This window comes from Streptomyces sp. NPDC046303 (genome assembly GCF_055588085.1).
In genome coordinates this window covers 1-15,243 of sequence record NZ_JBVJFA010000047.1, presented here as the reverse complement: position 1 = coordinate 15,243, position 15,243 = coordinate 1, and the positions used below count along the sequence as shown (strand labels likewise).

13 protein-coding genes are annotated in these 15,243 nt (G+C 73.3%); 8 read left to right on the top strand and 5 right to left on the bottom strand.

All coding sequences use genetic code 11. From position 1 onward, the window contains the following. Positions 1–3: 3 nt before the first annotated feature. Complete coding sequence (locus tag ACZ6I1_RS31760) at positions 4–546, bottom strand: DUF1990 family protein (protein WP_469292358.1); 543 nt, start codon at positions 544–546, stop codon at positions 4–6. Then, positions 543–1,406: a YndJ family protein gene (locus ACZ6I1_RS31755; protein ID WP_469292357.1), complete on the bottom strand. Its 864-nt coding sequence runs from the start codon at positions 1,404–1,406 to the stop codon at positions 543–545. Before ACZ6I1_RS31755 ends, ACZ6I1_RS31760 begins: the two co-directional genes overlap by 4 nt. 215 nt (positions 1,407–1,621) lie before the next feature. Between ACZ6I1_RS31755 and ACZ6I1_RS31750 the strand changes: the two genes are divergently transcribed. The 4 genes from ACZ6I1_RS31750 to ACZ6I1_RS31735 all read left to right on the top strand — a co-directional run bounded on the left by ACZ6I1_RS31750 (position 1,622) and on the right by ACZ6I1_RS31735 (position 6,278). Then, positions 1,622–2,836, top strand: coding sequence for a DUF6777 domain-containing protein (locus ACZ6I1_RS31750; RefSeq protein ID WP_469292356.1), 1,215 nt, complete (start codon positions 1,622–1,624; stop codon positions 2,834–2,836). A 7-nt stretch (positions 2,837–2,843) separates the two neighbouring features. Beyond that, positions 2,844–4,907, top strand: a complete 2,064-nt coding sequence (locus ACZ6I1_RS31745; protein WP_469292355.1) for a SpoIIE family protein phosphatase — start codon at positions 2,844–2,846, stop codon at positions 4,905–4,907. Positions 4,908–4,989: 82 nt separating this feature from the next. Then, positions 4,990–5,850: an Fpg/Nei family DNA glycosylase gene (locus ACZ6I1_RS31740; protein WP_469292354.1), complete on the top strand. Its 861-nt coding sequence runs from the start codon at positions 4,990–4,992 to the stop codon at positions 5,848–5,850. Positions 5,851–5,876: 26 nt separating this feature from the next. After that, positions 5,877–6,278 (top strand): hypothetical protein, encoded by a 402-nt coding sequence (locus ACZ6I1_RS31735; protein WP_469292353.1) that lies wholly within the window; start codon positions 5,877–5,879, stop codon positions 6,276–6,278. Positions 6,279–6,346: 68 nt separating this feature from the next. Here the strand turns inward: ACZ6I1_RS31735 and ACZ6I1_RS31730 are convergent, their stop codons facing one another. Next, positions 6,347–6,847 carry a hypothetical protein gene (locus ACZ6I1_RS31730; RefSeq protein ID WP_069922841.1) on the bottom strand — a complete coding sequence of 167 codons (501 nt, stop codon included), beginning with the start codon at positions 6,845–6,847 and terminating at the stop codon, positions 6,347–6,349. Positions 6,848–7,053: 206 nt separating this feature from the next. Beyond that, the gene (locus tag ACZ6I1_RS31725; RefSeq protein WP_469292352.1) at positions 7,054–7,593 is read right to left on the bottom strand and encodes a sigma-70 family RNA polymerase sigma factor; all 540 of its coding nucleotides are present in this window, start codon (positions 7,591–7,593) and stop codon (positions 7,054–7,056) included. A gap of 284 nt (positions 7,594–7,877) precedes the next feature. On the opposite strand from ACZ6I1_RS31725, the gene ACZ6I1_RS31720 reads away from it, so the two are divergent. The 3 genes from ACZ6I1_RS31720 (at position 7,878) to ACZ6I1_RS31710 (ending at position 13,465) form a co-directional block, all read left to right on the top strand. Continuing rightward, positions 7,878–9,086, top strand: a complete 1,209-nt coding sequence (locus tag ACZ6I1_RS31720; protein WP_469292351.1) for a CapA family protein — start codon at positions 7,878–7,880, stop codon at positions 9,084–9,086. A 97-nt stretch (positions 9,087–9,183) separates the two neighbouring features. Then, on the top strand, positions 9,184–12,486 hold the full coding sequence (lysX, locus tag ACZ6I1_RS31715; protein WP_469292350.1) for a bifunctional lysylphosphatidylglycerol synthetase/lysine--tRNA ligase LysX: 3,303 nt from the start codon (positions 9,184–9,186) through the stop codon (positions 12,484–12,486). 82 nt (positions 12,487–12,568) lie between these two features. Then, a complete protein-coding gene (locus tag ACZ6I1_RS31710; RefSeq protein ID WP_469292349.1) occupies positions 12,569–13,465 on the top strand; it encodes a polysaccharide deacetylase family protein in 897 nt (298 codons plus the stop codon). 54 nt (positions 13,466–13,519) lie between these two features. Here ACZ6I1_RS31710 and ACZ6I1_RS31705 read toward each other — a convergent pair whose 3' ends face one another. After that, entirely contained in the window at positions 13,520–14,182 is a 663-nt protein-coding gene (locus tag ACZ6I1_RS31705; RefSeq protein ID WP_469292348.1) for a class F sortase, read from the bottom strand. Positions 14,183–14,578: 396 nt separating this feature from the next. Here ACZ6I1_RS31705 and ACZ6I1_RS31700 point away from each other — a divergent pair, with 396 nt between their 5' ends. Continuing rightward, positions 14,579–15,109 (top strand): hypothetical protein, encoded by a 531-nt coding sequence (locus tag ACZ6I1_RS31700; RefSeq protein ID WP_469292347.1) that lies wholly within the window; start codon positions 14,579–14,581, stop codon positions 15,107–15,109. Positions 15,110–15,243: the final 134 nt, after the last annotated feature.

Genomic DNA, 15,243 nt, shown 5'->3' with positions numbered 1-15,243 from the left:
CGGTCAGGCCGTGGCGGCCAGCCTGCGCACGCGGCGGCCCAGCCGGCGGGCGTAGGCCCGCTGCAGCAGGGGGACCACCGGGCCCGCGAGCCTGGTGTACCAGCTGCCGGGGCGGCTGAAGGCGGTCACCGTGAACCAGACCGCGCCGTCGGTGTCCATGTCCACGATGAAGGACTCCTCACCGCTCTCGGGATGGCCGGTCAGCGTCCCGTACGCGAACCCCACGCGCCTGGGCTCGTACGCCGTCCATATGACCTCGCACGGAGCGCTGATCCGCAGCGGGCCGACGCCGATCCCGACCACCACGCGGCTGCCGGGGCGCACGGCTCCCGCCCCGCCGGCGTCCACCCGTACCCGCATTCCCGAGGCCCGGTGCGCGTGGAAGGTGGTCACCGCGACCCCGGCGGCCTCGAAGGCGGCCTGCCCGTGGCCGATCCGGGTGCGGTGGTGCAGGTGGTGGTAGCCGGCGGGCAGCGGGCGGTGGGCCGTCGCACCCCGGTCGGGGTAGCTGAGGGCGTCCCGGCCGGCGCTGATCAGGCGGGTCATGGCGTGGTCTCCTGTCGGGCGGTCTGCGGGTGGTCTGCGGTCAGCCGGCGCCAGGCCAGCACCGAGCACAGGGCGAATCCGAGTGCGTTCCCGAGGCCGTGGGTCGCGGCCATCCAGGTCAGCGTGGGGTGGGGGATCCCGGTGGTCTCGCCGAGCGCCCACCACAGGGCGAGCAGCATGGTGGCCACCAGGACCACGGCCGAGGTCGAGAGCAGCGCGCGGGTCCACCGGTCGGGTCCGGCGGGCCGGACCTCCCGCCAGGTCACCAGCGCCACGGCCCACATCCCGCCGGTCAGAACCACCGCGCCCGCCAGCTCGGCCCAGTCGTCGACGAAGTAGCCGAGGAGCACGAGCAGGGTGCCCGCCGGGACGCTGTACGCGGCCCCGCGCGCGACCGGCCCGGGCGCCGCGGCCCGGCACACGAGTCCCGCCACCAGGGCGGCCGCGAACCCGGCGAAGTGGAAGTGGGGCACGGTCAGCGCCAGGATGTCGAGGTCGAAGCCGAAGAGCCGGTACCCGGCGCGTTCGGCGACCAGGGCGGTCCCGGCGATCGCGGGCGAGGCCAGCGCGGTGGCCACGGCGATGTCGGCGGGTCCGGGCACCCAGCCGGTCGAGCCCGGCTTGCGGCGGACGGCGCGACATCCCCCGGCCGCCAGGGCCAGACAGGCCGCCGCGTAGAGTGCGGCCGGCGCGGTCGCGGGCAGGCCGCGCGGCAGCCACAGGCACACCGCCCCGAGGGCGGCGGGCAGCGGCCACAGGCGGGCGGTCCGGCGCAGCCCCACCGGGTCGATCAGGCGCAGGCCGGCCGGGACGACATACAGCATGCCCAGGGTGACGATCGCGTTCACCAGTACCGTCACGGCGACCCCCCTCTCGTTGAACGTGTTCAACTCACTGCGGCGACTCTAGAGGGTTCCTTGAACATGTTCAAGAAGCGCTCCGGTTGCGGCCTCCGCGCAGATGCGGCAGACAAGAGGGAGCAACCGGGGCGAAAAGGGAGATCCACGTGCACGCACCGACACCTCCGACACCTCGTCAGGCGCCGCGTCGTCACGCACCGGCCGGCGCCGCTCTGTTGGCCGCCCTCGGCCTGCTGGCGGCGGGCTGCGGCGGTTCCGAGGAGAAGCGGGGGACCGCGGGAGCGGAGAGCGCGGACCTCCACCTCCAGCCCGTGGCCTCCGCGGGCCCCGCCCCCTTCACCGCCTCCTCCGCCACCGCCGAGTCCGCACCCGTACAGCCCCCGCTGCCCAACCCGACCGGACAGGGCATCCGCACGGTGAACGCGGCCACCCCCGGCCTGTACGGCGGCACCCAGCGGCTCGGCAGCTGCGACGTGGAACAGCAGGTCCGCTACCTGACCGCCGACGCCGCCAAGGCCCGCGCCTTCGCCGAGGCCTCCGACATCGAACAGGCGAAGATCCCCGAATTCCTTCGCGGCCTCACCCCCGTCGTGCTCCGCGCCGACACCCGGGTCACCAGTCACGGCTTCCGCGACGGCGCCGCCGACAGCTTCCAGGCCGTACTCCAGGCCGGTACCGCCGTCCTCGTCGACGAGCACGGGATGCCCCGGGTCCGCTGCGCCTGCGGCAACCCGCTGCTCTCCCCGCGCGCCCCCAAGGGCTCCCCGGTGCACAAGGGCGACCCGTGGAACGGCTACCAGCCCAACCAGGTCGTGGTCATCGAGCCCACGCCCCACGCCATGAACAACCTGGTCATCGTCAACATCGCCGACAACACCTGGATCGAGCGCAAGCGGGGCGACGACGGGGCCCAGGACCGGACGCCCGAGGTCGTGCCCCCGTACGACCCGGCCGACGGCATCCCCGACGGGCCCGTCACCCCGCCCGCCGACCCCTGTCCGAGCCCCACCGCCAACAGCCTCGCCCGCACCGCGCCACCGACACAGCCCGACGGCAACACGGGCGTGCCCGGCCCCGCGGCCACGGGCTGCCCGCCGGGTTCGCCGAACACCCCCGCCGATCCGTCCTCGCCCGGCGACGGCCTGCGGCAGAGCCCGGCCCGGCCGTCGAACCCGGCCGACCCGCAGCAGCCGCCGTCCGAGGCGCCGTCCGACCTGCCCCCGGACCCCTCCTCCGAGGCGCCGTCCGACGGCTCCTCCGACGTCCCGCCGGACGCGGCCGACCCGTACGACCCCTTCGCCCCCGCCGATCCCACCGATCCCGTCGACCCCGTCGATCCCATCGACCCAGGCGACCCCGCCGACCCGCTCGTCCCGGAAGAGGAACAGCCGGCGCCCTCCGACCCCGGCTACTCGCTGGAGAGCGCCTGACCGGCCCGTGTGTCATGGTGGACCGGTGCCGAGCTCCGTATCGCTGCCGGACGACTGGCCCGCGCACCCGGACCGGTCGCTGGCACTGAACCGCATGGGCAGTTTCGACTGGGACCTGACCACCGGGCTCATGCACATGGACGAGGCGGCGCTCGACGTCTTCGACACGTCGCCCCGGACATACGACGGACGGCCCGAATCCCTGTCCCCGCGCGTGCCGCCCGCCGAGGCCGCGCGACTCGACGCCCTCGTCTCCAGCGCCCTCAAGAGCAGGGAAGACAGTTACGGCGCCTACTTCCGCATCCGCTGCCGCGACGGCCGGCTGCGCTGGACGCACACCCAGGGCCGCGTCATGCGCGGCCCGGACGGACGCCCGTACCGGATCATCGGCATCGTCCGGGACGCAACCGAGGAGCTCAGCCACTCGGCGGAGCGCCTCGGCCTCGACGAGGAGCGGCGCCGCCAGACGTCGGTGGTCGAGAGCACCACCGCCGCCCTCGCGCACGCCCGGACCGTCCAGGACGTCATCGACGCGCTCGGTGACGCTCACGGCCTGGAACGCCTCGGGTCGATGGGCATGGTGATGGGCCTGGTGGAAGCCGGGCGCATCCACCTCGTCGCCGAGGGGCCGGAGGGCAGCTTCGTGCCCGGGACCCGGTACACCCGCATCGACGAGCAGTACCCGATGAGCGAGGTCGTCCGCTCGCTCCAGCCGCGGTTCCTCGACTCGGCGCAGGAATTCGCCGGGGAGTACCCCTCGCTCTGGTCGAAGATCGAGTACATGCAGATCTCGGCGGCCGCCTATCTTCCGCTGATCGCCCAGGCCCGTCCGATCGGCGCGATCGGCCTGCTCTACCAGGACAAGGACGGCTTCACCCAGGACGAGCGGAACCTGCTCGTCGCCCTGGGCAGCAGCATCGCGCAGAGCCTCCAGCGGGCCATGCTGCTGGAGCAGGAGCACGACCTGGCCGAGGGCCTCCAGCAGGCCATGCTGCCGAGGAGGATCCCCTCGGTGCCGGGCGCGGAGATCGCCGTACGGTACCGCTCCGCCCGGATGGGCCAGGACATCGGCGGCGACTGGTACGACGTCATCCCGCTGCCGGGCGGCCGGGTCGGCGCGGTCATCGGCGACGTCCAGGGCCACGACACGCACGCGGCGGCGGTCATGGGCCAGCTGCGGATCGTGTTGCGCGCGTACGCCGCCGAGGGCCACTCGCCGGGCACGGTGATGGCCCGGGCCTCCGTCTTCCTGCACGAACTGGACACCGACCGGTTCGCGACGTGCACGTACGCGGAGGCCGACCTGTCGACGGGGGTGCTCCAGCTGGTCCGCGCGGGCCACATCGACCCGCTGCTGCGCACCCGGAGCGGGGACTGCCGCAGGCTTCCGGTGGCGGGCGGGATGCCGCTGGGCCTCTCGGCGGAGTTCGGCCGCCTGGAGTATCCGGTGACCACGGTGGAACTGGATCCAGGAGAAACGATCCTGTTGTGCACGGACGGCCTGGTGGAGCACCCCGGCGCCGACCTCGACGACGGGATCCGGCTGCTCACCTCGCTGGTCCGCGGCGGCCCCGCGGACCTGCAGCTCCTCGCCGACCGGCTGTGCGGGGTCGTCGACGAGCGGGGCGGGGACGACGACATGGCGCTGCTCCTGCTGCGCCGCCAGGTGGAGGAGACCCCGCAGGGCGGCGGCCGGCTCCAGCAGCACGTGGCGCCGGGGGACCCGGAGGCGCTGGTGGCCGCGCGCCACATGATCGGAGCGGCGGTGCGGGCGTGGGGTGCCCGGGAACGGGCCGACGAGATCGAGCTCGTCGCGGACGAGCTGATCGTGAACGCCCTGATGCACACGGAGGGCCCGGCGATCGTGACCCTGAGGGTCCTGAGCGGCCCCGAACGGCGGCTGCGGGTGGAGGTCGAGGACCGCTCCAGCGCGCTGCCGAGGCGGCGCGAGGCCGGGGAGTCGGGGGTGTCGGGCCGCGGGCTGATGCTGGTGGACCGGCTGGCGGACGTGTGGGGCGTGGAGCCGCGGGGGAGCGGCAAGTGCGTGTGGTGCGAGTTCGTGGTCGGCTGACCGGCCGGCGCGACCCGGTCCGCGGGAAGGCCGCCCGCGTGCACGGTTCGCGTTTCGTGCGGGGCGGGGGCAGGCTGGGACCATGCCGGAGCTGCCCGAGGTCGAGGCCCTGCGGGAGTACCTCGACGAACACCTCACCGGGCGGGTGGTGGAGCGCGTCCTCCCGCTCGCGGTGAGCGTGCTCAAGACCTACGACCCGCCGCTGACCGCCCTCGAAGGGCAGACCGCCGGTGCCACCACCCGGTACGGCAAGTTCCTCGCGATGGGGATCGGCGAGCTCCACCTCGTCACCCACCTGGCCCGCGCCGGCTGGCTGCGCTGGCAGGATGCCCTGCCCGCGCAGCCCCCGCGCCCCGGCAAGGGGCCGCTCGCCCTGCGCGTGGTGCTGGCGGGCGGCGGCGGCTTCGACCTGACCGAGGCCGGCACCCAAAAGCGCCTCGCGGTGTACGTCGTACGGGATCCCCAGGAGGTGCCCGGCATCGCCCGCCTCGGCCCCGATCCGCTCGACGAGGCCTTCGACCGCGACGCCTTCGCCGCCCTGCTCGAGGGGGAGCGGCGCCAGATCAAGGGGGTGCTGCGCGACCAGAGCGTCATCGCGGGGATCGGCAACGCCTACAGCGACGAGATCCTGCACCGCGCCGGCGTCTCGCCCTTCAAGCTGGCCGCGTCCTTCGACGAGGAGCAGGTCACCCGCCTGTACGCGGCCGTCGAGGACACCCTGCGCGAGGCCGTCGACCGGGCGCACGGAGTGGCCGCGGGCCGGCTGAAGGCCGAGAAGAAGAGCGGGCTGCGGGTGCACGGCCGGGCCGGGGAGCCGTGCCCGGTCTGCGGGGACACCGTCCGTTCGGTCTCCTTCGCCGACTCCTCCCTCGAGTACTGCCCCACCTGCCAGACCGGCGGGAAGCCGCTCGCGGACCGGCGGCTCTCGCGCCTCCTCAAATAGCGGGGCGCTGCGTAGACTCCGGCTCGATGGCCGAGGAGCAGCAGTCGCCGCCGAGGCGCGAGATCGTCACGGGGGTGCCCCGGGCCGCCCGCCGCCGGCCGCCCGCGCACACCCCGGCCCGTTCGGAGATCTCCGAGCAGACCACCCTGGGCGCGACCTACATACGGGCCCTCATGCGCAGCCAGCTGCGCGCGGGCCTGTGGGCGCTGGCCGCGCTCGCGCTGACGGTCGGGACGCTCCCGCTGGTGCTGCTCCTGCCGCGCGCGGCGTCGGGGCCGCTGGTGTGGGTGGCGCTGGGCCTGCTGGTGTATCCGGTGATGTGGTTGATCGCCCGCTGGTACGTCCGGCGGGCCGAGCGCAACGAGGCCGATTTCACCGGCCTGGTGATGGACCCGGCCGAGGCCCCGGGGCCGCGCCGCCCCGCGTAGCCTCCTGCGGCCGGTGCGCTCCTCCCGCCGGTGCGCGCGGCCCGGCGGTGCGCGCGGCCCGGCGGTCCTCAGAACAGGTGCATCGCCAAGTGGCCCAGCGGCAGGCCGAGCTGCCAGGCCGGGGTCCACACCCGCGCGTTCTCGTCCAGCCCGGGCGGGGTGTCGGCGTGGCCGTGCCGGCCGGGGTCGAGGTTCGTGGCGAACAGCTCCGTGCGGTCCAGCCAGCGCCAGGCCGCCCGGGCGAGCTCCAGGTCCGGTTCCTCGGCGCGGCCGCGCTCCCGGGCCTCCTCGCCCAGCGCGAGGAACCGGGTGTGCACCCAGTCCCGCCACGGGTGCCCGTACGCGGTCAGCGAGAGCCACTCGTCGAGCTGCGAGACCACCCGGATCCCGGAGAGTTCCCCGGCCGCGTCCGAGAGGTAGATCGTCAGCGCGAGCGTGTCCCGCCCGGCCCGGAACTCCAGGGTGCTGACCGGGATCAGCCGGCCGGTGCGCAGCAGTTCGTCTGCGATGTACTCGGCGTAGAGCCAAGCCATGGGCACCGCGAGCCCGCCGTCACTGGTGCCGTTCATACCCTCGGGCTGCACCGTTCCACCTTCTCCCGCGCGTGTGAGCGTCCCGCCGTCAGTCCTGAGCCTTCACCGAGCGGCTCGCCGAGCGGGGCAGGTTTACTCAACTTGAACGGTCTGATGCCTCATTCCATGCGGTTTGTGTCCGGTCCGCGTGCATTCGAGGCGTTCCCCGCCCTCTTTGCGGGGGGACCGCGGGCCTCGCGGGCTCAGGCGCCGAGGCCGTACCCGTACCCCTGGAGGTCCTTGCGCAGGGCGCGCAGGGCGTAGTGCGTACGGGATTTGACGGTCCCGGCGGGTATGCCGAGCTCGGCGGCGGCCTCGGCCACCGAGCGGTCCCGGAAGTAGACCTGCATCAGCACCGCGCGGTGCTCCGGGCCCAGGGAGCCGACGGCCCGCCGGACGTCGATGGCCGTGACCGACCCGGCCACCGCGTCCTCGGCGGCGGGCGCCTGGTCGAGCCCTTCCGCGTCCACCTCCTGTGGCCGTGACAGGCGGGCGCGCCGTGCGTCGATCGCGAGCCGCCGGGCCACCGTGAACAGCCAGGGCCGCAGGGACTCGTGCTCGGTGGAGAGCACCTCCGGGTGCTGCCAGACCCGTACGAGGGTCTCCTGGACGAGGTCCTCCGCGCGCTGGGCGTCCCCGGCGGTGAGCCCCACCAGGAAACCGAACAGGGCCCGCCCGTGGTCGCGCTGGAGTTCGGCCAGCGTCTCGGGGTCGGTACGCCGAAGGGTGGGGGAGAGCGGCACGAGGGGCTCCTTCCGGGGGGTGTGGAGGCCGTGTGGGAGGTCGACGCCTTCACCCTGACCTGCACGGACCCCCGACGGGAACCGTCCGGTCCGGGCGGTGCGCCCAAGCACCCGGGTCGTCCGGTGGGCGGCCGGGCCGGGCGGTGAACGGTCGAACGGCGCGGCGAACGGCAGCCGATCGAGTGGATGCGCGGCCGGCGGACGGATCCGTTCCTTGACTATCGGTGTCTCGTTCTATGGATTACGAAAGGTCAGATAGTCGTACTAATGAGAGTCGGGATCCCATGACCCAGCGCACCCGACCGACCCAGCGCACCCGACACGCCGCCGTCCTCCTGTCGGCCCTCCTCCTGTCCGCCGCCGGCTGCTCGGCCGCGGGGGAACCGCCAACGGCACGCCTCGGGGAATCCGGCGGACCGGCCGCCTCCAGCGGCGCCGGATCACCCGCCGCCCGGGGGTTCACGCTGGTCGCGAGCGGCGACGTACTGCCGCACACCTCGGTCATCCAGCGGGCGGAGAAGGACGCGGACGGCGACGGACACGACTTCCGGCCGATGTTCTCCGGCGTCAAGCCCGTGGTCTCCGGCGCCGACCTGGCCCTCTGCCACATGGAGACCATCTACGGCGAGGAGGGCGGGCCCTTCTCCGGCTACCCGGCCTTCGTCTCCCCGCCGAGCGTCGCCGACGCGCTGAAGGCCACCGGGTACGACGGCTGCTCCACGGCCTCCAACCACACCCTCGACGACGGGGCCGACGGGCTGCGCCGCACGCTGGACCGCTTCGACAAGGTCGGCCTGAAGCACGCCGGTTCGGCCCGTACGGCGGCGGAGGCGGCCACGGTGACCACCTACACGGCCGGCACCGCCAAGGTCGCGCACCTCGCCTACACCTACGACACCAACGGGTATCCGATGCCGCAGGGGCAGCCGTGGGCGGTCAACCTGATGGAACAGGACAAGATCGTCGCGGACGCCCGGGCGGCCCGGAAGGCGGGTGCGGACGTGGTCCTGGCCAGCCTGCACTGGGGCACGGAGTGGCAGACCGCCCCGGACGAGAAGCAGCTCTCGCTGGGCAAGGCCCTGACCGCCTCGCAGACCGGCGGACGCCCGGACATCGACATGATCCTCGGCACGCACGCGCACGTCCCGCAGCCCTACGAGAAGGTCAACGGCACGTGGATCGTCTACGGCATGGGAGACCAGGTCGCGGGCGAGATGTTCAACTACTCGGGCGCGCGGGACATGCGCGGCAACTACGGCTCGATCGGCCGCTTCACCTTCGCCCCGCCGGCCGCCGCCGGCCAGCGCTGGCAGGTCACCAAGGCCGAGTTCGTCCCGCAGATGATGGACCTCTCCATCGGCCGGGTCGTCAACCTCCCGGCCACCCTCGCCGAGGACCCCGACCAGGGCGAGTACGAGACCGCCCGGGACGCCATCACCGAGGCCGTCCTCAGCCGGGGCGCGGCCAAGGACGGCCTCACCATGGCGAAGTAGCGCTCACGGCAGGTCCTGGTCCCGGTCGCCCCACGAACCGCGCTCACGCGCCCGGCTCGGCGCGCGGACCGCCGCCGCCCTCCCTACAGTGCGAACCATGAGTGCCACCGTGGAGCAGACGCGCGGAACCCGGAACCGCTTCCTGAACCGGGTGCCCGACGGATTCGGCGCGTTCTTCGGGACGCTCGGTCTGCTGTGCGCCCTGCTGGCGCTCTCCCCGACACTGCGCCGCCTGCTCAGGCACGTCGTCCGCTTCCTGGACCTGATCGTCGTACCGGTCAGCGCCAACCTCGCCTACGCCGTCTTCCTCTTCCTGCTCGCCGCGGCCCTCGGCACCCGCAAGAAGGTCGCCTGGTGGATCGTCGTCACCTATTTGGCCCTGCTGATCCTCGACGACGTGGTCGACATCGCCGTCGGCGACTACGGGATCGGCTTCTCCTCCATGGCCCTGGCCGTCGCCGCCATGGGGCTGCTGATCGCCGCCCGCAACGAGTTCTACGCCGCCTCCCGGCCCGGCGCCCTGTGGCGGGCCCTGATGGTGCTCGGCCTCGGCCTGCTCGCGGCCGTCCTCGTGGGCTGGGGACTCGTCGCCCTCTTCCCCGGCACCCTGCCCAGGGGCCAGTGGCTCGACTGGGCCGCCAAGCAGGTCTTCGGCGGCCTCTTCTCCGCCCGCCAGTTCGACGGCCGCCCGCCCCGCCCGCTGTACTTCCTGCTCGGCCTGTTCGGCGCCCTCGCCCTGCTGAACGCCGCCACGACGCTCTTCCGCTCCCAGCGCCTGACCGCGGCCCTGCACGGGGACGAGGAGCCCCGTATCCGCGCGCTCCTGGGGGCCTACGGCCGCAACGACTCCCTCGGCTACTTCGCCACCCGGCGCGACAAGGCCGTCGTCTTCGCCCCCAACGGCATGGCCGCCGTCACCTACCGCGTCGAAGCCGGCGTCTGCCTCGCCAGCGGCGACCCGGTCGGCGACCCCGCCGCCTGGACCCCGGCCATCGACGCCTGGCTGGCCGTGGCCGGCCGCTACGGCTGGCAGCCCGCCGTCATGGGCGCCTCCGAGGAGGGGGCCACCGCCTACGCCCGCTCCGGACTCAGCGCCCTCCAGCTCGGCGACGAGGCCATCCTGCACGTCGCCCACTTCGACCTCGACGGCCGCGACATGCGCGTCACCCGCCAGGCCGTCAACCGCGTCAAGCGCACCGGGGCCACCACCCTCATCCGCCGCCACTCCGCCCTCTCCGAGGACGAGATGCAGACGATCGTGGACCGGGCCGACCGCTGGCGCGACACCGAGACCGAACGCGGCTTCTCCATGGCCCTGGACCGGCTCGGCGACGCCGCCGACGGAGACTGCCTGCTGGTCGAGGCCTTCGACGCCGCAGGAGAACTGATCGCCCTGCTCTCCTTCGTCCCGTGGGGCAAGGACGGCATCTCGCTCGACCTCATGCGCCGCGACCGCGCCGCCCCCAACGGGGTCATGGAGTTCATGGTCGCCCAGCTGTGCGCCGCCGCCCCCGGCCTGGGCGTGCGCAGGATCTCCCTCAACTTCGCCGTCTTCCGCTCCGCCTTCGAGGAAGGCGGCCGGATCGGCGCCGGCCCCGTCCTCAAGCTGTGGCGCCGGCTGCTGCTCTTCTTCTCCCGCTGGTGGCAGCTGGAGGCCCTCTACCGTTCGAACGTCAAGTACGGCCCCGAGTGGTACCCGCGCTTCCTCTGCTACCAGGACGCCGGCTCCCTCGCCCGCGTCAGCCTCGCCTCCGGCATCGCCGAGGGCTTCGTCTCGGTGCCGAGCCTGCGCACCCTGTGGGGCAACGGACACCCCAAGGGCCTCACCGCCCCCGCCACCACCGAGGGGCTGCCGTCCATCGCCTCCCTGAACCTGGACGCCGTGGGGGAGCAGGCCGCAGCCGCCCAGGCCGAGCGGCTGCCCGAACAGGTGCGCGTGCGCCACGACAAGCTGGAGCGCATCCGGGCCGCCGGCACCGACCCCTACCCGGTCGGCATCCGTCAGCGCACCCACACCGTGGCCGAGCTGAAGAACGCCCTCCCCGCCCACCCGCCCGGCACCCGCTCCGGGGAACAGGCCACCCTCGCCGGACGCGTGATGGTCGTACGCGACCTCGGCGGCGTGGTGTTCGCCGTCCTGCGCGACTGGTCCGGCGACATGCAGCTGATGCTCACCCGCGACGAGGCCGGCGCCGAGGTACTGGACTCCTTCACCTCCCAGGTGGACTTCGGCGACCACGTGGTCGCGACCGGCGAGGCCGGCACCAGCAAGACCGGCGAACCCTCCCTCGTCGTCCGGTCCTGGCAGCTCACCGGCAAGTGCCTGCGCCCCCTCCCCGACAAGCGCAAGGGCCTCGCCGACCCGGAGGCCCGCGTCCGGCGCCGCTACCTCGACCTCGTCGCGAGCCCCGAGGCGCGGGACGTCGTACGGGCCCGCTCCAGCGCGGTGCAGGCCCTGCGCCAAGGGCTGCTGGAGCGCGGCTACCTGGAGGTCGAGACCCCGATGCTCCAGCAGATCCACGGCGGCGCCAACGCCCGCCCCTTCCGCACCCACATCAACGCCTACGACCTGGACCTGTACCTGCGCATCGCGCCCGAGCTGTACCTCAAGCGGCTGTGCGTCGGCGGCATGGAGAAGGTCTTCGAGATGGGCCGCACCTTCCGCAACGAGGGCGTCTCGTACAAGCACAACCCCGAGTTCACGATGCTGGAGGCCTACCAGGCCTTCGCCGACTACGACGTGATGCTCGACCTCACCCGCGAGCTGATCCAGGGCGCCGCCACCGCCGCCTACGGCTCGGCCGTCGCCCACAAGGCGGGACCGGACGGAAAGCTCGTCGTCCACGACATCTCCGGTCCCTGGCCGGTCAAGACGATGTACGGGGCGATCAGCGAGGCACTCGGCGAGGAGGTCGACGCCGACACCGAGGAGCACGTCCTGCGCAGGCTGTGCGACCGGGCGGCCGTCCCGCACGCCCCCGACGACACCCGCGGCGACGTGGTCCTGGAGATGTACGAGCGGCTGGTGGAGGAGCGGACCAAGCTGCCCACCTTCTACAAGGACTTCCCGACCGACGTCTCCCCGCTCACCCGCCAGCACCGCAAGGACCCGAGGCTCGCCGAACGCTGGGACCTGGTGGCCTTCGGCACCGAACTGGGCACCGCCTACTCGGAGCTGACCGACCCGGTCGAGCAGCGCCGCCGGCTCACCGCCCAGTCCCTGCTGGCAGCGGGCGGCGACCCGGAGGCGATGGAGCTCGACAACGACTTCCTGGACGCGCTCGAGTACGCGATGCCGCCGACCGGCGGCCTCGGCATCGGCGTCGACCGCCTGGTCATGTTCCTCACGGGCCTGACGATCCGCGAGACGCTGCCCTTCCCCCTGGTGCGGCGCGGCTGATCGGCGGCTGATCGGGTGAGGGGGGCGGGGCGCGTTCCGCGCCTCTCGACATCTGCGGCGATGTCGTTGATACGTAGTAATAATGAAAAATGACGAGCCGACAGTAGGGCGACGCGCGCTCCTGCGTACCGCCGTCTTCCTCGGAGTCGCGGCCGCCGCCGGGCTGATCGAAGCGGGCGGCGAGGGCGGTACCCCCCGGCCCGCTCCCGGCCCCGCTCCCGGCCCCGCTCCCGCCGCCGGGCCGGGGCCGCACCCGGCGGCGGGACCCCCCGGGATGCTCCCCGACGGCAGACTCGAGAAGTCCTACCGGCTGCGGCCGATGACCGCCGAGGCCCCCGTCCGCCCGCCCCTCGCGAAGCCGGCCGTCCGGACCCGCCCGATCCTCGAACTCCCGCCCGGCACCGGCACGGAGAACTCCATGCTGCTGACGTTCGACGACGGGCCGGACCCCCGCTACACCCCCGCGATCCTCGACACCCTCGCCCGTTACGGGGTGCGCGCCGTGTTCTTCGTCTGCGGGGAGATGGCCACCGAGAACCGCGACCTGCTGCGCCGGATGGCCGCCGAGGGTCACGTCATCGGCAACCACACGTGGACCCACCCGCTCATCCCCCGGCTCAGCCGGCCCGCCCTCGTCTCCGAGATCGGCCGCACCAGCGAGGTCGTACAGCAGACCGTGGGCGAGGCCCCGGTGTGGTTCCGGGCGCCGTTCGGGGCGTGGAACCGGGCCGCCTTCGAGATCGGAGCCGAACTCGGCATGGAGCCGCTCGCCTGGACCGTGGACACCCTGGACTGGAAGGAGCCGGGCACCACCACGATCATCTCCCGGGTCCTGGCGGGCGCCGGGCCCGGCGTGATCGTGCTGTCGCACGACGCGGGCGGAAACCGGTCGCAGAGCGTCCAGGCGATCGGCTCGTACCTGCCCCAACTGCTGGCGCGCGGCTACCGGATGACCCTGCCGACGCTGCCGCCACGCTAGGCCGTCACGACGGCGGGCGCCCCGTACGGGGCGCCGGCGCCGGCGGGGCGTCGATCAGCGGGTCTCCACCATCCGGGCGAAGACGACCACGTTGCCCTCGTATCCGCGGGACTTCGAGTAGCCGCCGCCACACGTGATCACCCGGAGTTCCGCGTGCCCGGTGTCCCCGTACACGCGGGCTCCGGGGAAGGCGTCCTTGGAGAACACCTCCACGCCGTACACCTCGAACACCGCCGTGCGCCCGTCGTACCGCTCCACCTCGACGTGGTTGCCCGGCTTGACCGAGCCCAGGCCGTAGAAGACCGCCGGGCCCTGCGCGTTGTCCACATGGCCCACGATCACCGCCGAGCCCCGCTGGCCCGGCGCGATGCCGTTGAGGTACCAGCCGGCCAGATTGCGGTCCTGCGGCGGCGGAGCGTCGATCCAGCCCTCCGCGTCCAGCCCGACCGTCATCACCGGAGCGTCCACGTTGATGGTGGGGATCCGGATGCGCTGCACCGACGAGTGCTCCAGCACCTCCAGGTCCGCCGGCGCCGCCGGCGGGTTCGCCGGCAACTGGTCGGCCGTCACCGCGACGGCCGAGGCCGCGGTGGGCTGGGGCGGCCCGTCGTCGACGTCCACACCGTTGCGCACCATCGCGAGGCCGGTGAGCATGACCAGGGCGAGTACGCCCCACGGTGAGAACTTGCGTGACTGACCGGTCTCGTCCTCGCCCATCGTTCTCCCTTCCCGACGCGGGGGTCCCGACCCGCGATCCTGTCCCACCCCTGTACGCCCTACTTCACGCACGTTAAGGCCGCCCCGGCGGGACGGCGAGAGGGGAAGGGCGAACGGGTGGCGCGGCCGGGAAAGGGCCGGGAAAGGGCCGGGAAAGGGGCGGGAAGGGGCCGGAAGGGGTGCGTCCATCCAGGTAATCGTCACATAAATGCCTGACGGGTCGTGACCTGCGGATCCGTCAGCTCCGGCGCCCGTGCTTCGGCGTGTCGCTCAACCGAGCGGCCCAAAGGCGGACATGCGGAGCTTGCGGGCCAGCCCGAGGGTTCGAGATGGGAGGCGTTCTCGTCGATCATCCGGGGCCGACGCTCCGGGGCGCTTTCCGCTGGAGGTTCAACCATGCGTGTTCTGCGCGCTCTCACCGTGGCGGCGGCAGCCTGCGCCGCGATCGGCCTCAGTACTCCGTACGCCTCTGCGAACAGCTCTCCCTTCGGCGGGGACAGCGGCGGCCGCGGCGGGGACGGCGGCCGCGGCCCGAGCAACGTCTCGGTCAACCCGTTTGCCGTCCACCAGGGTTCCACGATGCAGGTGAGCGCGGCGGGCTGCGGACACGGCGGTACCGTCACCTCGCACGGCAACTTTCCGCCGGCCAACCTGTCCGCGGGGTCGATCGGCTTCGCCACCGTCCGGATCTTCAACCACGCGTCCCCCGGCACCCACACCCTGTCGGTCAAGTGCAACGACAGCAGCCTGGTTGCCACGGCCCGCTTCAGGATCCTCGAGGGCCGGCCCTCGCAGGGCGGCATCGGCGGGTCCCTCGGCCCGTCCACCGCCGAGACCGCCATCGGCGCGAGCCTCGTCGGTGCGGCGGCCCTGGGCGCCGGCGCCCACGTGCTGCGCCGTCGCCGCCCGCTCCGCGGCCGGGTCTGACCGGCCGACCTCCCCGGTTCAGTCCCTTCGGGGGTGTCTTCCGGGAACGCACCCCCGCCGCCGGTCGTCCCGGGTCCTGGCCAGGACCCCAGGAGAAAGGGTACACAGGAGATTAGACCTAAAGAAAAAAAAGG